Source organism: Pedobacter suwonensis (assembly GCF_007833675.1).
GTDB lineage: Bacteria > Bacteroidota > Bacteroidia > Sphingobacteriales > Sphingobacteriaceae > Pedobacter > Pedobacter suwonensis.
In genome coordinates, this window is the sequence record NZ_CP031708.1 from 4,164,003 (window position 1) to 4,186,148 (window position 22,146).

Consider the following 22,146-nt stretch of genomic DNA (forward strand, 5'->3'; position numbering starts at 1 on the left):
TTATTTGTTTTCAAGGTTATCCATAAAAACAATATCGTTCGGTAATTCATTGATATCACCTTTTTGCGGAGGGAAGAACAAGGCTAACTTTTCTCCAGCCAATGCTACACCCGCAATAATACCATCAGCCAGATTACCTTTTGCAAAATGCGCTGTCATGGCAATTTTAGTCGTTTCCCAAAAGTTGTCAGGTACTACTTTGTGAATGCCAACATCGCCGATAATGGCGAATTTATGGTCAGCATGTGCCAGATAAATCAGCACACCATTTCTTTTTGCAGTTTTATCCATATCCAGTTTAGCAAAGTATTCGGTGGCTTTTTCGTATGGATCGCCTGCGCAATGTTTATCAATAGCGATTCTAATTTCTCCGGAGGTTGCCCTTTCTGCATCGGAAATCGCATTTGCTATTTTTTCCTGTTCAATATCTGAAAATAACGACATGTACTTATTTTTATATGAAGTAAAAAGGGTAATAAATGTTCAATTTATAAACATTCACTACCCTGGTATGTGGTGTCGGGAATATTAAAATTCTACTTTAGGTGCATCTTTGGCAGAAGCATCAGCCTCAAAATATCCTTTAGGTTTAAATCCGAACATCCCAGCTGTTAAATTGGTAGGGAACGACCTGATTTTTCCATTGTATTCCTGCACTGCATCATTAAAATCTTTACGGGCAACAGTAATTCTGTTTTCGGTACTCTCTAACTGTGCAGATAAATCACTGAACTGTTGTGTAGCCCTTAATTCAGGGTAACTTTCAGTAATCGATAATAATTTACCCAGTGCCTGACTTAATTGTCCCTGAGCAGCCTGGTATTTCTGGATATTCTCAGGAGTTAGTTCATCAGCTTTAACCGTCATCTGTGTTGCTTTTGCACGTGCTTCCGTTACTGCAGTTAGTGTTCCCTGCTCAAATTTAGCAGCTCCTTTTACAGTTGCTACCAGGTTCGGAATCAAATCCGCTCTTCGTTGGTACTGGGTTTGCACCGTTCCCCATTTCGATTTAACGTTCTCGTCGAGTTTAACCATGCTGTTATAACCGCATGAACTTAAAGTACTCACTGCAATAACTGCAGCTAAAAATCCAAATATTAATCTTTTCATTTTTATGGTTTTGTCTTTTTAATAGAATTGATTGATGGTCAATTTACGAATTAGATATCAAATTGCATGCCTTTGTTACACTTTGAATGTTTATATGACAGGTTGGCAAGCTACTTGCCGGAATTCATTCACAGCATCAGGCATTTTTTTTAACGAATATCCAATTTAACAGCTTTTTTATAGAACGCAAGGTGCCACATTTTTAAGCGGACGTTCCTGCGCTGGGCCTTATCCTGATGAAAACCTGTGAAGCATGCAAACACACCGAAAAATTAGGTCTGCAATATTGAAAACCTAGATAGTAGCAGAAAAAAAACAGCCTATGAAATGCTGAAACTGCTTTTCAAAAAATGAAAAAAGCAACATTAATCATCCAACAAGTTTTAGGAAGCATTCCAAAAGCAACAAATATTCTTTCCGGATGCTTATCTTTGTAACTGTTCGGGATAAAAACCTGACTTATTTATGCAAAAAGACATCGAAATTACTTTGCTCCCTGATCAGGTTGAGCAGACTGAAGTTATTGAACAGAAACTTGCGGCAGGTTTAAAACTTTCTGAAACGAGGATTAAAGGTTATGAAATTCTCAAAAGATCGATTGATGCCCGTTCAAGAAAGGTGATCTTTCGTTTACAGGTAAGGGTTTTTGTAGATGAAGAAGCAGTTCCCGAAGTTTATCACATCAACTATCCCAACGTAAGCGAAGCCAAACCTGTCATTATTATCGGCGCTGGTCCGGCGGGTTTGTTTGCAGCACTGCAATGCATCGAAAATGGATTAAAACCCATTATTATCGAAAGAGGAAAAGATGTTAAACAGCGGCGTAGAGATTTGGCGGCCATAAATAAGCAGGGTTTGGTTAACACCGAATCTAATTACTGTTATGGCGAAGGTGGTGCCGGAACCTATTCTGACGGTAAACTATATACACGCTCTAATAAACGTGGCGACATCAATAAAGTACTACAGGTTTTTGTAAACCATGGGGCAGAAGCCGATATTGCGATCGATGCCCGTCCACATATTGGTACCAATAAACTTCCCCATATCATTACATCTATAAAAGATACGATCTTAAATGCCGGCGGCGAAGTGATGTTCGATAGCCGGATGACGGATATTTTGATCGAATTTGGAAAAGTAAAAGGCATTGAGATAAATTTTGAAGAAAAATTCTTTGCTGATGACATTATCTTGGCAACTGGTCACTCCGCAAGAGATGTGTACGAATTATTGAACAGTAAAAATATTCTGATTGAAGCAAAGCCATTTGCGTTAGGTGTCCGGATTGAACATCCTCAGGCAATTATTGATTCGGCTCAATACCATTGCGATATCCGCTCTGAATTTTTGCCGCCAGCTTATTACAGTTTGGTTGAGCAGGTTGGTACACGTGGCGTATTTTCTTTTTGCATGTGTCCCGGGGGAATCATTGCACCTTGTTCCACCGGCGAAAATGAGATTGTGGTTAACGGTTGGTCGCCATCTAAACGGAATAATCCTTTCGCTAATTCCGGAACTGTGGTTCAGATCACATTAAACGATGTTCAGGGTTATGATCCGTTGAGAATGTTAAATTTTCAGTCTGAAATCGAAAAAGCCGCTTTTGAAGCCGGCGGCGGTAATTTGGTGGCTCCTGCACAGCGAATGGTCGACTTTGTGAACAATAAATTATCAATCGATCTGCCAAAAAACTCCTATCTGCCTGGTACCAAAAGTTCGATGCTGGATAATATCCTGCCCAATTTCGTATCTGATAGTCTGCGTGCGGCATTGCCACTGTTTGGAAAAAAAATTAGAGGATATTATACAAACGAAGCCATTCTAGTTGGGGTAGAAAGCAGGACATCCTCACCGGTCAGGATTCCGAGAGATAAAGAAACCTATCAGCATCCTCAGGTAAAAGGTTTATATCCTTGTGCAGAAGGAGCGGGTTATGCCGGTGGAATTGTTTCGGCAGCAATTGATGGAATCAACTGTGCAAATGCAATATTGAGCGCATCTTAACAAACTTTTACCGTGTACCAATTGTTATCCGGGTATGTTTACTATTACGAACGAAATAAAAAAAGCTTTTAATGGCGATGCCTGGCATGGTAACCATGTGATGCAAACGCTCAATAATGTTAATCCAGAAAGCGCGTTTAGCCATTTTGTTCCGGGTGCGCATTCTATTGCTGAAATCGCCCTGCATTTAACCGCATGGACGGAAGAAGTTTCTTCCAGACTCGTAGGCAAACCAGCTGCTGAGCCAGAGAGGGGTGACTGGCCTGAACCCGAAGAGCGTACAGCCCAGGCCTGGGAACGCATTATCTTTGATTTTAAGATCGCCAACGAAGAACTGATCCGCCTTTGCGAAAGTTTAAAAGACAGCCAGTGGAATGAGGATGTAAAAAATGAACGAAATCCGGCGCTTGGCACCGGTGTAACCCATGCGGAGCTTGTAAGTGGACTGGCACAGCACCATGCCTATCACTCCGGCCAGATTGCTTTATTATCGAAATTTTAGGCTGTGTAATCCTTCATATGTGTAATCATTTGTTATGAAAAAGACTTTAATTATCGGCGCATCGCCAGATCCATCCAGGTATGCATACAAGGCAGCCCATATGCTCAGGCGTTTCAATCATGACATTGTTAATGTTGGGATAAAGAAAGGGGAAGTAGCAGGTGTTGAAATCGAAAAGCCTGGAGAAATCCATCAGGATATTGATACCATCACCTTATACATCGGTCCGGCTTTGCAGCCACAATACCACGATTATATTTTATCTACAAAACCAAAAAGGGTAATCTTCAATCCGGGTACCGAAAATTATGAATTGGAGAAATTATTAGACTTGCACGGTATAGAACCTGTTGAAGCCTGCACCTTGGTTTTGCTTAGCACAGGGCAATATTAAAATCTATAAACTACACCCCAGTTTACGAAATCGGCCTGAGCAAAATGCATATAGGTTTTGGCCTGTAAACCCAAATGTGGGGTGATGTTGAAAGTTGGTCCAAAGGTCCAATACCAGGTTGCTTTATCCATCAATCTATTGAAATGGATGTATTTACCGATCTGTCCCGCAACGGTTACCCGCCATAAGTTAATGTCAGCACCTATACTGATGCCGGTTCGCCATTGATCATATGAAGTGCCATAGTTTTGAAATGTATTACCATAGTTGTTGGGATCGAAAGTAGTATAATAATAAACTGCATCGGCACCCGCCTTAAGCGACATTACATCATTCAAATAAAAGTTATAACCTGCATATAACCCACTTTTGTACAGGCTTTTATTTCTATTCTCAAATACGCCCCTCGCGCCCAAACCTACACTAAGTTCAATCGAATTACGCTGTAAGGTTGTGTAGGTGCTTTTCCGTTCCTCAGTTAATGTTTTTGGATTGTTGAGTTTAAGCCCGATGTAAACATTCCCGGTATTCAATCCGCCATTGGGAACAGTAGCCCCTCCGTTTGATGCATGTAGAAAACCGAAACCAGCCAATAAATCAATGTGTTTACTGACTGCCAGCTCCATACCTAAATCTGCTTTAATGATTTCGTTAACCGCACTCCCCAAAAACCGGTTTTTAGTATTATTATAATAATACTTGTTTGTGTAACCCAGGCCCACACCTGGTGTGAAGTTAAATCTGGCTCTTCCGGTTTTGAATAATTGAAAGTCCATCTGGGCCACTAAGCCATATATTTGCCCAAAGGCATTGGCCGATGTATCTTTTGAGCCTTTCAGTTTACTTAAATTCCTAAAAACAAAGCCAATTCCGTAAGATTTTGCCCCGCTGAATCCGATCCATTTATCGCCGTTCTGGCTAATGTCCTTAAAATAAGCCGCGTCTAAACCTGTAATCTGATCCTGAAACAAATGTCCCTGATCGTTATTAATATGTGTACCAAATATGGGCTTAAAAATAATAGAACGATTTTCTGGGGCCATCTGAGCCCTGGCAAATGAATAGCCTGTGGTGACTAAAATCAACAATAAGAGTAGCTGTTTTTTCATTAGTTTTTACTAAAACGGTAAGCAAGACTATAAAAGGCATAACGATAGCCTTTTGCACTATGTTGAACCTCGTTTGAAGTAAAGGTAGCAGTATAATTGGCTGTCCAGCGCGCGATGCTAAAAGTTAGGCCCATCTGCGTGGTAAAAACCATGGGCTTCGGCTTAAAGGTAACCGGACCCTTATCGTTCAGGAACAGACCGCCCTGAAGGCTCGAATCATAGGCTATTGCGTGTAGCTGTGGTGCCACCGAAAGGAAAAGTTCATATTTACGTTTAGCATGATTTTTATGATGATTGCTTATCAAACTGTTAAATGCAGCTGAGCCATCCATTTCATTAAATTTTCCTAATCTGAATAATGCACCAACATTTGCTTTCGTTATTACATTGCCCGCTGCTGCCGAAGCAGTTCCTGTAACATCAAATATTTCGTTAGGTGTAGCCAGCAGGCGTTTGTTGTATTCGATACCAAGATTAAGCGTGGGTTCGCTATTTAGTCCATATTCCCAGCCGGCAATTTGATTCTGGCCAACGAGTTTATGGTAAGTTTTCTGGAATTCTTCGCCCAGAGCATCCTTTCCAGTTAGCCCAACCTGTGCCGAAACCTTTAAGAGCTGTTTGTTTTGATAGAATCTGCTGTAATTAGCCTCACCATAAAGATAGGCCGTAAAAGGACGGTCGTGCAGGGCAGGGTTCGGAGCAAAACTATAATAAGGATTGTATATTTTCTGGCCCAATTCGAAACCAATAACTTCCTTACTACGTCCGGTTTTCAGGTTGTCGCCATCTAAAGCATGCCTGTATTTAATAAAAAAACCATTAGTGTAATATTTATCGCTCGTAATATCTATGTAGGCGTCATTCTCTGTAATAACCACGAGTTCATTTTTGTAATTCTGGGCCTGGCTAAGCTTTGCCATAAAGATAAAGAGCAGTGGTAAGTATGTTTTAAGCGCAATTTTCATTAATAAGGATGTTTATTACGTGGTAAAAGTATTAATTATTGTTTAATATCCCGATAATTCAATTATTCACTTATTGTGCTATTGTTTATTAGCAAAGCAGGGTCAGTGGTACCATATAAGCATGTTCCCGCTATTTGCTCCAAATCCTCGCTGCGCTGCGGGTTTTCCGCTGCTATCGGGTTTAGGTGGGCAGTTTCTTCTGAATTTTCAATTGGCCGGGCGCAGGGGAACTTCGGAAGTTTAGTATGTTTCTCCAGCCGATCCGTCATCCTGCGGGTAGCCGAAGGATCTTTTTGCCATCCCGGATTTCGGACCTTATCAGATCCTGGAACTGTTCAAGACAGCAATAAACAGGCGAAAGGCATAATTGTTTTGGTCTGTCGAAAAATATTTCCCATTGAAAACCATGAACTTACGTTAAAACCTCTATTAATCGTTTCAAAATCTTTGTGGGGAATGATATTTTTCCTACTTTTGCATCCCGCTTCGGAGGAAGGGATTTGTTGAAAAGATGGCTTAGAGAGATGGAGGGCGATATTATTTTAAAATAAATATTGCTTAAGAGAAAAAGATTGCTACCTTTGCAGCCCGGTTCGGAAGAACGGAAAGCTGGTGAACACCGGCATATTGAAACAGAGGGAGAGAAGAAAAAGCAATCAGAAAAATAAAAATTATTTTATTTGGAAGTTCGAAAAAGATTCCTACCTTTGCACTCCCAACGGAAACGAAGGGAAAACAAAGAAAGATCAGGTAGCGGATGTTACGGCGATCAGCAGAAAAGATTGAAACAGACGGAAACGCGTTCAGGACAAACAAGACCTGGACGAACTGAAATCTGGAGATATATAAAGACGGGCCGCGAGGCAACAACAGTCGATAAGTTCTTAAAAGAGATGTCAATGTAGCGCAGTGAGGTAATGAAGTACGTATTCAAGTACAGAATGCCTGACTGAATTTTAAAGTCAATGTCTGACAGACATAACAAAAAAGAAGACTATTTTTAACGATAGTTAAAACTGGTCAGTATTGAACAACACATTTTACAATGGAGAGTTTGATCCTGGCTCAGGATGAACGCTAGCGGCAGGCCTAATACATGCAAGTCGAACGATACTTTCCAGCTTGCTGGAGAGGAAAGTGGCGCACGGGTGCGTAACGCGTATGCAACCTACCTTCATCAGGGGGATAGCCCGGAGAAATCCGGATTAATACCGCATAAAATCACAGGATGGCATTATCCAATGATCAAACATTTATGGGATGGAGATGGGCATGCGTGTCATTAGCTGGTTGGCGGGGTAACGGCCCACCAAGGCGACGATGACTAGGGGATCTGAGAGGATGGCCCCCCACACTGGTACTGAGACACGGACCAGACTCCTACGGGAGGCAGCAGTAAGGAATATTGGTCAATGGAGGCAACTCTGAACCAGCCATGCCGCGTGCAGGAAGACTGCCCTATGGGTTGTAAACTGCTTTTATCCGGGAATAAACCTAAATACGTGTATTTAGCTGAATGTACCGGAAGAATAAGGATCGGCTAACTCCGTGCCAGCAGCCGCGGTAATACGGAGGATCCAAGCGTTATCCGGATTTATTGGGTTTAAAGGGTGCGTAGGCGGCCTGTTAAGTCAGGGGTGAAAGACGGTAGCTCAACTATCGCAGTGCCCTTGATACTGATGGGCTTGAATGGACTAGAGGTAGGCGGAATGAGACAAGTAGCGGTGAAATGCATAGATATGTCTCAGAACACCGATTGCGAAGGCAGCTTACTATGGTCTTATTGACGCTGAGGCACGAAAGCGTGGGGATCAAACAGGATTAGATACCCTGGTAGTCCACGCCCTAAACGATGAACACTCGCTGTTGGCGATACACAGTCAGCGGCTAAGCGAAAGCGTTAAGTGTTCCACCTGGGGAGTACGCCCGCAAGGGTGAAACTCAAAGGAATTGACGGGGGCCCGCACAAGCGGAGGAGCATGTGGTTTAATTCGATGATACGCGAGGAACCTTACCCGGGCTTGAAAGTTAGTGAATGATTTAGAGATAGATCAGTCCGCAAGGACACGAAACTAGGTGCTGCATGGCTGTCGTCAGCTCGTGCCGTGAGGTGTTGGGTTAAGTCCCGCAACGAGCGCAACCCCTATGTTTAGTTGCCAGCATGTCATGGTGGGGACTCTAAACAGACTGCCTGTGCAAACAGAGAGGAAGGAGGGGACGACGTCAAGTCATCATGGCCCTTACGTCCGGGGCTACACACGTGCTACAATGGACGGTACAGAGGGCAGCTACATAGCAATATGATGCGAATCTCACAAAGCCGTTCACAGTTCGGATTGGGGTCTGCAACTCGACCCCATGAAGTTGGATTCGCTAGTAATCGCGTATCAGCAATGACGCGGTGAATACGTTCCCGGGCCTTGTACACACCGCCCGTCAAGCCATGGAAGCTGGGGGTACCTAAAGTATGTAACCGCAAGGAGCGTCCTAGGGTAAAACCGGTAACTGGGGCTAAGTCGTAACAAGGTAGCCGTACCGGAAGGTGCGGCTGGAATACCTCCTTTCTGGAGTAGCGTTGACTACTCACTGCGCAACATGATATTTCTAAATAAGGTAGAGGGTAAAGAGGTAGAAGGTATAGGGTTCAAGGACCATATCGTTCAAGCTGATACCATATACTTTATAACAAAGAGAAAAAAAAAGAAACACCCAGAAGAAAACGGTGGGCATACTATAAGGGTAAGCTTAACGGATGAAGCTGAGGTTAGCAAAGGAAAAGCGGTAGCGGTAAGATACTATATACTGCATCAGATGCTGCCCAAAGCAAAGTCCCGTAGCTCAGCCTGGTTAGAGCACTACACTGATAATGTAGGGGTCTCCAGTTCAAATCTGGACGGGACTACCATTGAAGTTTACAATTGGCGGTTTGCAGTTGACAGTTACCATAACTGAAAACCTGGAACTGAAAACTGATAACTACACTCTGGGGATTAGCTCAGCTGGCTAGAGCGCCTGCCTTGCACGCAGGAGGTCAACGGTTCGACTCCGTTATTCTCCACCATTAAAGGTTGAGGGCTGAAAGGTAGAAGGTTTAGGGTAAGACCCATGGCACTACCGGCCACGACAGAAAACAAAAAAACGAGTTTACCTGGATCGGTAACATACATTGACATAAAGAGAGAAAAGAAGAAAACGCCACGGGGCACATACATTACAAAAAGTATGAAACGGTTCGAGACCGCAGTTTTTCACTAACAAGGTTAAGCAGAGGCTTAGGCGCAGGACAATGAAACCCTCCACCTTTATACCCTCTACCTTTAACCTCGGTAAAGTTCTTTGACATATTGGAAGAAGTTAAAAAAGAAGAGCAAACAACAATAGGCGACTGTTGTGTTTGTGCTCACCAGGCGGAGTAGCAATACGATGTTAGGTATGAGACATCATAACAAGAGCAAAAAAGCATACCATGCGGCGCAAAAGGCGCATGAGTAGAAGAAAGTAAGAAAGAGTACACGGGGGATGCCTTGGCTCTCAGAGGCGAAGAAGGACGTGATAAGCTGCGATAAGCTCCGGGGATCTGCAAATAGGAACTAGATCCGGAGATTTCCGAATGGGGCAACCCGGCATGTTGAAGACATGTCACATATAATGAGCAAACCTGCCGAACTGAAACATCTAAGTAAGCAGAGGAAGAGAAAATAACAATGATTTCCTGAGTAGTGGCGAGCGAAAGGGAAAGAGCCCAAACCTACCTTGTTACGGCAAAGTGGGGGTTGTAGGACTGCAACGTGGCATTGGTAAACAGAAGTGGAACGGGATGGGAAGCCCGGCGATACATGGTGATAGCCCAGTACACGTATAGAATACCAGTCTAGCAGTATCCTGAGTACCGCGAGGTCGGAGACGCCTTGTGGGAATCAGCCGGCACCATCCGGTAAGGCTAAATACTCCTGAGAGACCGATAGTGAACCAGTACCGTGAGGGAAAGGTGAAAAGAACCCCGAACAGGGGAGTGAAATAGAACCTGAAACCGTGTACTTACAAGCGGTCGGAGCATCCAAGTGGTGTGACGGCGTGCCTTTTGCATAATGAGCCTACGAGTTACTCTTCTCTGGCAAGGTTAAGTGCTTCAGGCACGGATCCGAAGCGAAAGCGAGTCTGAACAGGGCGTATAGTCAGAGGAGGTAGACGCGAAACCTTGTGATCTACCCATGGACAGGTTGAAGGTGCGGTAACACGTACTGGAGGACCGAACCGATAAACGTTGAAAAGTTTCCGGATGATCTGTGGGTAGGGGTGAAAGGCTAATCAAACTGGGAAATAGCTCGTACTCCCCGAAATGTTTTTAGGAACAGCGTCGGCATCGAGTTACATAGAGGTAGAGCTACTGATTGGGTGCGGGGGAGTCAAATCCTACCAAATCCAGACAAACTCCGAATGCTATGTAATATGGCCGGCAGTGAGGCGCGGGGTGCTAAGGTCACGCGCCGAGAGGGAAAGAACCCAGACCATCAGCTAAGGTCCCCAAGTTACGGTTAAGTTGAACTAACGAGGTCCGATTGCACAGACAGCTAGGATGTTGGCTTGGAAGCAGCCATTCATTTAAAGAGTGCGTAACAGCTCACTAGTCGAGCGATCGGGCATGGATAATAAACGGGCATTAAACCGTACACCGAAGCTATGGGATTGAAATATATCGGTAGGGGAGCATTCTATGTGCAGTGAAGGTATCTGGTAATGGGTGCTGGAGCGCATAGAAAAGCAAATGTAGGCATAAGTAACGATAAGGCGGGCGAGAAACCCGCCCACCGAAAGGATAAGGTTTCCTGATCAACGCTAATCGGATCAGGGTCAGTCGGGACCTAAGGAGAACCCGAAGGGGAAATTCGATGGACAACTGGTTAATATTCCAGTACTTTTTATAACTGCGATGTGGGGACGGAGTAGTGACACTGCCGCGATCTGACGGAATAGATCGTTGAAGGCTGTAGGTATATCGAACATAGGCAAATCCGTGATCGATGCTGAGCGCTGATAGTACCAAGGACCTTCGGGCGATTGGATAGTGCAGGTAATCAGACTTCCAAGAAAAACCGCTAAGCTCCAGGTTATAAAAACCCGTACCGCAAACCGACACAGGTATCCGGGAAGAGGATTCTAAGGTGCTCGAGTGAATCATGGCTAAGGAACTCGGCAAAATGGCCCTGTAACTTCGGGAGAAGGGGCGCTGACAGCAATGTCAGCCGCAGTGAAAAGGCCCAGGCGACTGTTTAACAAAAACACATGGCTTTGCAAAATCGAAAGATGAGGTATAAGGCCTGACACCTGCCCGGTGCTGGAAGGTTAAGAGGGGATGTCATCGCAAGAGAAGCATTGAATCGAAGCCCCAGTAAACGGCGGCCGTAACTATAACGGTCCTAAGGTAGCGAAATTCCTTGTCGGGTAAGTTCCGACCTGCACGAATGGTGTAACGATCTGGGCGCTGTCTCAGCCATGAGCTCGGTGAAATTGTGGTCCCGGTGAAGACGCCGGGTACCCGCAACGGGACGGAAAGACCCCATGCACCTTCACTACAATTTAACATTGACATTGGGTACAGGATGTGTAGGATAGGTGGGAGGCTATGAATCGGTGTCGCCAGGCATCGTGGAGCCAACGTTGAAATACCACCCTTTCTGTATTCGGTGTCTAATCCCGCTAAGCGGGAGACATTGTTTGATGGGTAGTTTGACTGGGGTGGTCGCCTCCAAAAAGGTAACGGAGGCTTTCAAAGGTAAGCTCAGTACGCTTGGTAACCGTACGTGGAGTGCAATAGCATAAGCTTGCTTGACTGTGAGACATACAGGTCGATCAGGGTCGAAAGACGGATATAGTGATCCGGTGGTTCTGCATGGAAGGGCCATCGCTCAAAGGATAAAAGGTACGCTGGGGATAACAGGCTGATCTCCCCCAAGAGCTCATATCGACGGGGAGGTTTGGCACCTCGATGTCGGCTCGTCACATCCTGGGGCTGGAGAAGGTCCCAAGGGTTCGGCTGTTCGCCGATTAAAGTGGCACGCGAGCTGGGTTCAGAACGTCGCGAGACAGTTCGGTCCCTATCTGTTGTGGGCGTAGGAATTTTGAGTGGGGCTGACCTTAGTACGAGAGGACCGGGTTGGACCAGCCTCTAGTGAATCTGTTGTTCCGCCAGGGGCATTGCAGAGTAGCTACGCTGGGAATAGATAAGCGCTGAAAGCATCTAAGTGCGAAACTAGCCACGAGATGAGAATTCCATATAGGACCGTAGCAGACTACTACGTTGATAGGCTACAGATGTAAAGGTGGCGACACCACAGTCGAGTAGTACTAATCATCCGAAGCTTTCAAAGCAAACAGAACTGTTGTTTGTTCTTCATGCTAACTTCTTTCAATAATATGTCATTTGAGGCCGGAAGGCGGAAGGCATAAAGGCGGAAGGTTTACCCTCTACCTTAATACCCTCCCTCCCTCAACCTTAAATAAAAATATTCAGGTGCCTATATCGGTGGTGTCCACCTCTTCCCATTCCGAACAGAGAAGTTAAGCCCACCAGAGCCGATGGTACTGCGGTAACACGTGGGAGAGTAGGTCGGTGCCAGATCTTAAAGAGAAGCCCTTCAGCAGTAATGTTGAAGGGCTTTCTTGTTTTATCAGCAAAGGGCATAGGGCATAGCGCATAGCGGTTTCCCGGCATTATGGGATTAGGACGCTAAGCTTTGTTTCCCGCAGATTACACCCATCTCCGCAGAAAGCCATTTCATCATCCGTTCTACATTCTTCCATCTTTTAAAATTTAAACGGCTCGTGAGCTTTTCCTTACCATTGAGGAGTTAAGCAGCTATTGCAACGTTTCCCGCAGATTACACCCATCTCCGCAGAAAGCCATTTCATCATCCGTTCTACATTCTTCCATCTTTTAAAATTTAAACGGCTCGTGAGCTTTTCCTTACCATTGAGGAGTTAAGCAGCTATTGCAACGTTTCCCGCAGATTCCACTGATCTCCGCAGAGAGCATTCCATCATCCATTTTGATTCTTCCGTCTTTTACAAGTTAAACGGCCGTGAGCTTTTCCGTACCATTAAGGAGTTAAGCAGCTAAGCTTCGTTTCCCGCAGATTACACTGATCTCCGCAGAAGCATTCCATCATCCATTTTACATCTTCCATTATATCTCGGGTAGAACAGCCCTGATGGGAGCGTCATCCCTTTTGGATAAGAAAAATTGTTTAAAAAATAAGGTTTCCCAAAAGGATAGAGCGCACAGCAGGACGGGACACAACCGACAAGCACAGGAAACTGCGCTCCAAGACCAAGAGGTATCTAAACCATTAAGGAGTTGAGAAAAGTTAAGGTTGTACTCCCGCAGAAAACGCTGATCTCCGCAGAGACCATTCCATCATCTATTTTACATCTTCCATCTTTTACAATTTAAACGGTCTGTGAGCTTTTCCGTACCATTGGGGAGTTAAGCAGCTAAGCTTCGTTTCCCGCAGGTTACACTGATCTCTGCAAAAGCGAGCATTCCATCATCCATTTTACATCTTCCATCTTTACTCCTTTATTTTATGTCCCGGGTAAAACAGCCCTGATGGGAGCGGCATCCTTTTGGCTAATAAAAATTGTTTAAAAAATAAGGTTTCCAAAAGGATAGAGCGGACAGCAGGACGGAACCCAACTTACAAGCACAGGAAACTGCGGTCCAAGACGAAAAAATTTTTTAACAATTAAGGAGTTGAGAAAAGTTAAGGTTGTGCTCCCGCAGAAAACGCTGATCTCCGCAGAGACCATTCCATCATCCGTTTTACATCTTCCGTCTTTTATGTTATGTCCTAGCTAAAATAGCCGTGATGGAAGCGGCATCCCTTTTGGCTAAGAAAAATTGTTAAAAAATAAGGTTTCCAAAAGGATAGAGCGCACAGCAGGACGGGACCTATCCCAAATGCTCGGGACACTGCGCTCCAAGACGACAAAATTTTTTAACAATTGAGGAGTTGAGAAAAATTAAGGTTGTGCTCCCGCAGAAAACGCTGATCTCCGCAGAGAGCATTCCATCATCCGTTTTACATCTTCCGTCTTTTATGTTATGTCCTAGCTAAAATAGCCCTGATGGTAGCGGCATCCCTTTTGGCTAAGAAAAATTGTTTAAAAAATAAGGTTTCCAAAAGGATAAAGCGCACAGCAGGACGGAACCCGGCCCAAACGCTCGGGACGTTGCGCTCCAAGACGAAAAAAATTTTTAACAATTAAGGAATTGAGAAAAGTTAAGGTTGTGCTCCCGCAGAAGACGCTGATCTCCGCATAGACCATTCCATCTTCGTTTTACATATTCAATGTCATATTCCTGGTTAGATAGTCCTGATAGAAGCGGTATTTCTTTTGGAAGAGATGAAATATGTCTAAGGAGCAAGGTTTTCCCGAAAGGATTGCAACGGACAGGACTGCCCCCGACTTATACGCACGGGACGCTGCGCTTCGCAATAACCTGACTGTGTCATTACCCAGATATTCTCTATGAACTTCTTTAGAAATTTCAGCAATAGTAGCTTATTTTTTCTTTTTCGAACAGTTTTGGATTATTAATGTTATAATGCGGATAAATATTATTGACTTTTAATTAAATCTGTGGGAAATAGCCTTGGTATAATATAGCTAAAGATTTAATGTGAGATCATTTAAATTTAAAAAGTAATCGATATTTTGCGACATTAATAAATTTTAAATATGGCTTCTGGTTTTTTTGCGATTTTGGATGATATAGGTGCGTTAATGGATGATGTGGCTGTAACGGCAAAGGTAGCAGCTAAGAAAACGGCTGGTATTTTGGGAGATGACCTGGCAGTAAATGCAGAGAAATCAACTGGTTTTCTTTCTTCCAGGGAACTACCGGTATTATGGGCAATTACCAAGGGTTCACTGGTTAACAAGCTCATTATAGTACCCATTGCGCTATTGCTCAACTTCTTTTTTCCGGTAGCTATTAAAATGATCTTAGTACTCGGAGGATTATATCTGGCATACGAAGGGGTAGAAAAAGTTGTAGAATATTTTTTCCATCGCTCGAAACCCGCACATGTGGAAGCAAAAGAGATTATTCAGAATGACGAGACGGCAGAAAAAGCCAAAATCAGATCAGCTATTATAACAGATTTCATTCTTTCCATAGAAATTGTCATCATCGCCCTGGGCAGTGTTTTAGATGAAACGCTTACCGTCCAAATTTTAACCGTTTCATTGATCGCATTATTGGCTACAATTGGTGTTTATGGAATTGTTGCGCTTATTGTTAGGATGGATGACGCCGGATACCGTTTAGTTAAAGCGTCCGGCGATAAAGGTATTCTTTCATCAGTTGGTAAAACACTGGTAAAATCGTTACCTATTATCATTAAAATTTTAAGCATTGTGGGTACCGTTGCATTGATACTGGTATCAGGAGGAATTTTTGCGCACAATATTGCATTTATGCATCATATTTTCCCTTCGTTTCCATCTATTCTGAGGGAATTTGCTTTTGGATTAATAATCGGCCTGGCTTCCGTATTAGTGGTAATGGCCATTAAAAAACTTTTGGCCATTATTAGAAGATAAAAAGTAGCTATTCATTTTACTGCTTAAGTTGTTATTCTTAAAATTTGATCTCTGCAGGTCAGGCTAGCTTCCTGTTGTTATTAACTCATGGGTTTTTACGCTTCCATAAACTTTAATTGCCAGTTGAGTGGTGTTGTAGAGTGTCGGTAGTTTTCGGGTTTATTTTTCTCTTTAGCAAAGCAGGGTCAGTGGTACTATATAAGCATGTTCCCGCTTTCGCTTATAGTCCTCGCTGCGCTCCGGGCTATTCCGCTGCTATCGGGTTTAGGTGGGCAGTTTCTTCCGAAATTTCAAGTGGCGGGGCGCAGGGGAACTTCGGAAGTTTAGTATGTTTCTCCAGCCGATCCGTCATCCTGCGGGTAGCCGAAGGATCTTTTTGCCATCCCGGATTTCGGACCTTATCAGATCCTGGAACTGTTCAAGACAGCAATAAACAGGCGAAAGGCATAATTGTTTTGGTCTGTCGAAAAATATTTCCCATTGAAAACCATGAACTTACGTTAAAACCTCTATTAATCGTTTCAAAATCTTTGTGGGGAATGATATTTTTCCTACTTTTGCATCCCGCTTCGGAGGAAGGGATTTGTTGAAAAGATGGCTTAGAGAGATGGAGGGCGATATTATTTTAAAATAAATATTGCTTAAGAGAAAAAGATTGCTACCTTTGCAGCCCGGTTCGGAAGAACGGAAAGCTGGTGAACACCGGCATATTGAAACAGAGGGAGAGAAGAAAAAGCAATCAGAAAAATAAAAATTATTTTATTTGGAAGTTCGAAAAAGATTCCTACCTTTGCACTCCCAACGGAAACGAAGGGAAAACAAAGAAAGATCAGGTAGCGGATGTTACGGCGATCAGCAGAAAAGATTGAAACAGACGGAAACGCGTTCAGGACAAACAAGACCTGGACGAACTGAAATCTGGAGATATATAAAGACGGGCCGCGAGGCAACAACAGTCGATAAGTTCTTAAAAGAGATGTCAATGTAGCGCAGTGAGGTAATGAAGTACGTATTCAAGTACAGAATGCCTGACTGAATTTTAAAGTCAATGTCTGACAGACATAACAAAAAAGAAGACTATTTTTAACGATAGTTAAAACTGGTCAGTATTGAACAACACATTTTACAATGGAGAGTTTGATCCTGGCTCAGGATGAACGCTAGCGGCAGGCCTAATACATGCAAGTCGAACGATACTTTCCAGCTTGCTGGAGAGGAAAGTGGCGCACGGGTGCGTAACGCGTATGCAACCTACCTTCATCAGGGGGATAGCCCGGAGAAATCCGGATTAATACCGCATAAAATCACAGGATGGCATTATCCAATGATCAAACATTTATGGGATGGAGATGGGCATGCGTGTCATTAGCTGGTTGGCGGGGTAACGGCCCACCAAGGCGACGATGACTAGGGGATCTGAGAGGATGGCCCCCCACACTGGTACTGAGACACGGACCAGACTCCTACGGGAGGCAGCAGTAAGGAATATTGGTCAATGGAGGCAACTCTGAACCAGCCATGCCGCGTGCAGGAAGACTGCCCTATGGGTTGTAAACTGCTTTTATCCGGGAATAAACCTAAATACGTGTATTTAGCTGAATGTACCGGAAGAATAAGGATCGGCTAACTCCGTGCCAGCAGCCGCGGTAATACGGAGGATCCAAGCGTTATCCGGATTTATTGGGTTTAAAGGGTGCGTAGGCGGCCTGTTAAGTCAGGGGTGAAAGACGGTAGCTCAACTATCGCAGTGCCCTTGATACTGATGGGCTTGAATGGACTAGAGGTAGGCGGAATGAGACAAGTAGCGGTGAAATGCATAGATATGTCTCAGAACACCGATTGCGAAGGCAGCTTACTATGGTCTTATTGACGCTGAGGCACGAAAGCGTGGGGATCAAACAGGATTAGATACCCTGGTAGTCCACGCCCTAAACGATGAACACTCGCTGTTGGCGATACACAGTCAGCGGCTAAGCGAAAGCGTTAAGTGTTCCACCTGGGGAGTACGCCCGCAAGGGTGAAACTCAAAGGAATTGACGGGGGCCCGCACAAGCGGAGGAGCATGTGGTTTAATTCGATGATACGCGAGGAACCTTACCCGGGCTTGAAAGTTAGTGAATGATTTAGAGATAGATCAGTCCGCAAGGACACGAAACTAGGTGCTGCATGGCTGTCGTCAGCTCGTGCCGTGAGGTGTTGGGTTAAGTCCCGCAACGAGCGCAACCCCTATGTTTAGTTGCCAGCATGTCATGGTGGGGACTCTAAACAGACTGCCTGTGCAAACAGAGAGGAAGGAGGGGACGACGTCAAGTCATCATGGCCCTTACGTCCGGGGCTACACACGTGCTACAATGGACGGTACAGAGGGCAGCTACATAGCAATATGATGCGAATCTCACAAAGCCGTTCACAGTTCGGATTGGGGTCTGCAACTCGACCCCATGAAGTTGGATTCGCTAGTAATCGCGTATCAGCAATGACGCGGTGAATACGTTCCCGGGCCTTGTACACACCGCCCGTCAAGCCATGGAAGCTGGGGGTACCTAAAGTATGTAACCGCAAGGAGCGTCCTAGGGTAAAACCGGTAACTGGGGCTAAGTCGTAACAAGGTAGCCGTACCGGAAGGTGCGGCTGGAATACCTCCTTTCTGGAGTAGCGTTGACTACTCACTGCGCAACATGATATTTCTAAATAAGGTAGAGGGTAAAGAGGTAGAAGGTATAGGGTTCAAGGACCATATCGTTCAAGCTGATACCATATACTTTATAACAAAGAGAAAAAAAAAGAAACACCCAGAAGAAAACGGTGGGCATACTATAAGGGTAAGCTTAACGGATGAAGCTGAGGTTAGCAAAGGAAAAGCGGTAGCGGTAAGATACTATATACTGCATCAGATGCTGCCCAAAGCAAAGTCCCGTAGCTCAGCCTGGTTAGAGCACTACACTGATAATGTAGGGGTCTCCAGTTCAAATCTGGACGGGACTACCATTGAAGTTTACAATTGGCGGTTTGCAGTTGACAGTTACCATAACTGAAAACCTGGAACTGAAAACTGATAACTACACTCTGGGGGATTAGCTCAGCTGGCTAGAGCGCCTGCCTTGCACGCAGGAGGTCAACGGTTCGACTCCGTTATTCTCCACCATTAAAGGTTGAGGGCTGAAAGGTAGAAGGTTTAGGGTAAGACCCATGGCACTACCGGCCACGACAGAAAACAAAAAAACGAGTTTACCTGGATCGGTAACATACATTGACATAAAGAGAGAAAAGAAGAAAACGCCACGGGGCACATACATTACAAAAAGTATGAAACGGTTCGAGACCGCAGTTTTTCACTAACAAGGTTAAGCAGAGGCTTAGGCGCAGGACAATGAAACCCTCCACCTTTATACCCTCTACCTTTAACCTCGGTAAAGTTCTTTGACATATTGGAAGAAGTTAAAAAAGAAGAGCAAACAACAATAGGCGACTGTTGTGTTTGTGCTCACCAGGCGGAGTAGCAATACGATGTTAGGTATGAGACATCATAACAAGAGCAAAAAAGCATACCATGCGGCGCAAAAGGCGCATGAGTAGAAGAAAGTAAGAAAGAGTACACGGGGGATGCCTTGGCTCTCAGAGGCGAAGAAGGACGTGATAAGCTGCGATAAGCTCCGGGGATCTGCAAATAGGAACTAGATCCGGAGATTTCCGAATGGGGCAACCCGGCATGTTGAAGACATGTCACATATAATGAGCAAACCTGCCGAACTGAAACATCTAAGTAAGCAGAGGAAGAGAAAATAACAATGATTTCCTGAGTAGTGGCGAGCGAAAGGGAAAGAGCCCAAACCTACCTTGTTACGGCAAAGTGGGGGTTGTAGGACTGCAACGTGGCATTGGTAAACAGAAGTGGAACGGGATGGGAAGCCCGGCGATACATGGTGATAGCCCAGTACACGTATAGAATACCAGTCTAGCAGTATCCTGAGTACCGCGAGGTCGGAGACGCCTTGTGGGAATCAGCCGGCACCATCCGGTAAGGCTAAATACTCCTGAGAGACCGATAGTGAACCAGTACCGTGAGGGAAAGGTGAAAAGAACCCCGAACAGGGGAGTGAAATAGAACCTGAAACCGTGTACTTACAAGCGGTCGGAGCATCCAAGTGGTGTGACGGCGTGCCTTTTGCATAATGAGCCTACGAGTTACTCTTCTCTGGCAAGGTTAAGTGCTTCAGGCACGGATCCGAAGCGAAAGCGAGTCTGAACAGGGCGTATAGTCAGAGGAGGTAGACGCGAAACCTTGTGATCTACCCATGGACAGGTTGAAGGTGCGGTAACACGTACTGGAGGACCGAACCGATAAACGTTGAAAAGTTTCCGGATGATCTGTGGGTAGGGGTGAAAGGCTAATCAAACTGGGAAATAGCTCGTACTCCCCGAAATGTTTTTAGGAACAGCGTCGGCATCGAGTTACATAGAGGTAGAGCTACTGATTGGGTGCGGGGGAGTCAAATCCTACCAAATCCAGACAAACTCCGAATGCTATGTAATATGGCCGGCAGTGAGGCGCGGGGTGCTAAGGTCACGCGCCGAGAGGGAAAGAACCCAGACCATCAGCTAAGGTCCCCAAGTTACGGTTAAGTTGAACTAACGAGGTCCGATTGCACAGACAGCTAGGATGTTGGCTTGGAAGCAGCCATTCATTTAAAGAGTGCGTAACAGCTCACTAGTCGAGCGATCGGGCATGGATAATAAACGGGCATTAAACCGTACACCGAAGCTATGGGATTGAAATATATCGGTAGGGGAGCATTCTATGTGCAGTGAAGGTATCTGGTAATGGGTGCTGGAGCGCATAGAAAAGCAAATGTAGGCATAAGTAACGATAAGGCGGGCGAGAAACCCGCCCACCGAAAGGATAAGGTTTCCTGATCAACGCTAATCGGATCAGGGTCAGTCGGGACCTAAGGAGAACCCGAAGGGGAAATTCGATGGACAACTGGTTAATATTCCAGTACTTTTTATAACTGCGATGTGGGGACGGAGTAGTGACACTGCCGCGATCTGACGGAATAGATCGTTGAAGGCTGTAGGTATATCGAACATAGGCAAATCCGTGATCGATGCTGAGCGCTGATAGTACCAAGGACCTTCGGGCGATTGGATAGTGCAGGTAATCAGACTTCCAAGAAAAACCGCTAAGCTCCAGGTTATAAAAACCCGTACCGCAAACCGACACAGGTATCCGGGAAGAGGATTCTAAGGTGCTCGAGTGAATCATGGCTAAGGAACTCGGCAAAATGGCCCTGTAACTTCGGGAGAAGGGGCGCTGACAGCAATGTCAGCCGCAGTGAAAAGGCCCAGGCGACTGTTTAACAAAAACACATGGCTTTGCAAAATCGAAAGATGAGGTATAAGGCCTGACACCTGCCCGGTGCTGGAAGGTTAAGAGGGGATGTCATCGCAAGAGAAGCATTGAATCGAAGCCCCAGTAAACGGCGGCCGTAACTATAACGGTCCTAAGGTAGCGAAATTCCTTGTCGGGTAAGTTCCGACCTGCACGAATGGTGTAACGATCTGGGCGCTGTCTCAGCCATGAGCTCGGTGAAATTGTGGTCCCGGTGAAGACGCCGGGTACCCGCAACGGGACGGAAAGACCCCATGCACCTTCACTACAATTTAACATTGACATTGGGTACAGGATGTGTAGGATAGGTGGGAGGCTATGAATCGGTGTCGCCAGGCATCGTGGAGCCAACGTTGAAATACCACCCTTTCTGTATTCGGTGTCTAATCCCGCTAAGCGGGAGACATTGTTTGATGGGTAGTTTGACTGGGGTGGTCGCCTCCAAAAAGGTAACGGAGGCTTTCAAAGGTAAGCTCAGTACGCTTGGTAACCGTACGTGGAGTGCAATAGCATAAGCTTGCTTGACTGTGAGACATACAGGTCGATCAGGGTCGAAAGACGGATATAGTGATCCGGTGGTTCTGCATGGAAGGGCCATCGCTCAAAGGATAAAAGGTACGCTGGGGATAACAGGCTGATCTCCCCCAAGAGCTCATATCGACGGGGAGGTTTGGCACCTCGATGTCGGCTCGTCACATCCTGGGGCTGGAGAAGGTCCCAAGGGTTCGGCTGTTCGCCGATTAAAGTGGCACGCGAGCTGGGTTCAGAACGTCGCGAGACAGTTCGGTCCCTATCTGTTGTGGGCGTAGGAATTTTGAGTGGGGCTGACCTTAGTACGAGAGGACCGGGTTGGACCAGCCTCTAGTGAATCTGTTGTTCCGCCAGGGGCATTGCAGAGTAGCTACGCTGGGAATAGATAAGCGCTGAAAGCATCTAAGTGCGAAACTAGCCACGAGATGAGAATTCCATATAGGACCGTAGCAGACTACTACGTTGATAGGCTACAGATGTAAAGGTGGCGACACCACAGTCGAGTAGTACTAATCATCCGAAGCTTTCAAAGC

At 45.2% G+C, this 22,146-nt stretch carries 8 protein-coding genes, 4 tRNA genes and 5 rRNA genes; 13 read left to right on the plus strand and 4 right to left on the minus strand.

All coding sequences use genetic code 11. From position 1 onward, the window contains the following. Together DV942_RS17210 and DV942_RS17215 are read right to left on the minus strand one after the other, a co-directional pair. Positions 1-444, minus strand: coding sequence for a TPM domain-containing protein (locus tag DV942_RS17210; RefSeq protein ID WP_090986542.1), 444 nt, complete (start codon positions 442-444; stop codon positions 1-3). An 84-nt stretch (positions 445-528) separates the two neighbouring features. After that, positions 529-1,110 (minus strand): LemA family protein, encoded by a 582-nt coding sequence (locus tag DV942_RS17215; protein ID WP_090986541.1) that lies wholly within the window; start codon positions 1,108-1,110, stop codon positions 529-531. 465 nt (positions 1,111-1,575) lie between these two features. On the opposite strand from DV942_RS17215, the gene DV942_RS17220 reads away from it, so the two are divergent. Genes DV942_RS17220 through DV942_RS17230 form a run of 3 tightly spaced genes read left to right on the plus strand, consistent with a single transcriptional unit; the run spans position 1,576 to position 4,013 of the window. Further along, complete coding sequence (locus DV942_RS17220) at positions 1,576-3,117, plus strand: NAD(P)/FAD-dependent oxidoreductase (RefSeq protein ID WP_145859593.1); 1,542 nt, start codon at positions 1,576-1,578, stop codon at positions 3,115-3,117. Between the two features lie 34 nt (positions 3,118-3,151). After that, the gene (locus DV942_RS17225) at positions 3,152-3,619 is read left to right on the plus strand and encodes a DinB family protein (protein WP_145859594.1); all 468 of its coding nucleotides are present in this window, start codon (positions 3,152-3,154) and stop codon (positions 3,617-3,619) included. A gap of 34 nt (positions 3,620-3,653) precedes the next feature. Further along, entirely contained in the window at positions 3,654-4,013 is a 360-nt protein-coding gene (locus tag DV942_RS17230) for a CoA-binding protein (protein ID WP_145859596.1), read from the plus strand. Here DV942_RS17230 and DV942_RS17235 read toward each other — a convergent pair. After that, complete coding sequence (locus DV942_RS17235) at positions 4,010-5,122, minus strand: acyloxyacyl hydrolase (protein WP_145859598.1); 1,113 nt, start codon at positions 5,120-5,122, stop codon at positions 4,010-4,012. The two genes, DV942_RS17230 and DV942_RS17235, sit on opposite strands and share 4 nt — an antisense overlap. Then, positions 5,122-6,087 (minus strand): lipid A deacylase LpxR family protein, encoded by a 966-nt coding sequence (locus tag DV942_RS17240; protein WP_145859600.1) that lies wholly within the window; start codon positions 6,085-6,087, stop codon positions 5,122-5,124. Before DV942_RS17240 ends, DV942_RS17235 begins: the two co-directional genes overlap by 1 nt. A 1,042-nt stretch (positions 6,088-7,129) precedes the next feature. On the opposite strand from DV942_RS17240, the gene DV942_RS17245 reads away from it, so the two are divergent. The 10 genes from DV942_RS17245 (at position 7,130) to DV942_RS17290 (ending at position 22,145) form a co-directional block, all read left to right on the plus strand. Then, positions 7,130-8,651 (plus strand): 16S ribosomal RNA (locus DV942_RS17245). Positions 8,652-8,914: 263 nt separating this feature from the next. Beyond that, a tRNA-Ile gene (locus tag DV942_RS17250) sits at positions 8,915-8,992 on the plus strand. An 80-nt stretch (positions 8,993-9,072) separates the two neighbouring features. Next, positions 9,073-9,148: transfer RNA gene (locus DV942_RS17255), tRNA-Ala, on the plus strand. A gap of 431 nt (positions 9,149-9,579) precedes the next feature. Then, positions 9,580-12,455 (plus strand): 23S ribosomal RNA (locus DV942_RS17260). 139 nt (positions 12,456-12,594) lie between these two features. Further along, positions 12,595-12,706: ribosomal RNA gene (gene rrf, locus DV942_RS17265) — 5S ribosomal RNA — on the plus strand. Together the 16S, 23S and 5S rRNA genes with 2 tRNA genes alongside form the textbook arrangement of a ribosomal RNA operon. A gap of 2,120 nt (positions 12,707-14,826) precedes the next feature. Further along, complete coding sequence (locus DV942_RS17270; protein ID WP_145859602.1) at positions 14,827-15,693, plus strand: DUF808 domain-containing protein; 867 nt, start codon at positions 14,827-14,829, stop codon at positions 15,691-15,693. 1,125 nt (positions 15,694-16,818) lie between these two features. Next, positions 16,819-18,340 (plus strand): 16S ribosomal RNA (locus tag DV942_RS17275). 263 nt (positions 18,341-18,603) lie between these two features. Further along, positions 18,604-18,681 (plus strand) — tRNA-Ile (locus DV942_RS17280). A gap of 80 nt (positions 18,682-18,761) precedes the next feature. After that, positions 18,762-18,838, plus strand: a tRNA-Ala gene (locus DV942_RS17285). 431 nt (positions 18,839-19,269) lie between these two features. Continuing rightward, positions 19,270-22,145: ribosomal RNA gene (locus DV942_RS17290) — 23S ribosomal RNA — on the plus strand. The last annotated feature ends 1 nt before the right edge of the window (position 22,146 follow it).

Coding starts and splice junctions, on each gene's coding strand:
- DV942_RS17210 (WP_090986542.1), bottom strand. CDS start 444: ATGTCGTTATTTTCAGATATTGAACAGGAAAAAATAGCAAATGCGATT.
- DV942_RS17215 (WP_090986541.1), bottom strand. CDS start 1,110: ATGAAAAGATTAATATTTGGATTTTTAGCTGCAGTTATTGCAGTGAGT.
- DV942_RS17220 (WP_145859593.1), top strand. CDS start 1,576: ATGCAAAAAGACATCGAAATTACTTTGCTCCCTGATCAGGTTGAGCAG.
- DV942_RS17225 (WP_145859594.1), top strand. CDS start 3,152: ATGTTTACTATTACGAACGAAATAAAAAAAGCTTTTAATGGCGATGCC.
- DV942_RS17230 (WP_145859596.1), top strand. CDS start 3,654: ATGAAAAAGACTTTAATTATCGGCGCATCGCCAGATCCATCCAGGTAT.
- DV942_RS17235 (WP_145859598.1), bottom strand. CDS start 5,122: ATGAAAAAACAGCTACTCTTATTGTTGATTTTAGTCACCACAGGCTAT.
- DV942_RS17240 (WP_145859600.1), bottom strand. CDS start 6,087: ATGAAAATTGCGCTTAAAACATACTTACCACTGCTCTTTATCTTTATG.
- DV942_RS17270 (WP_145859602.1), top strand. CDS start 14,827: ATGGCTTCTGGTTTTTTTGCGATTTTGGATGATATAGGTGCGTTAATG.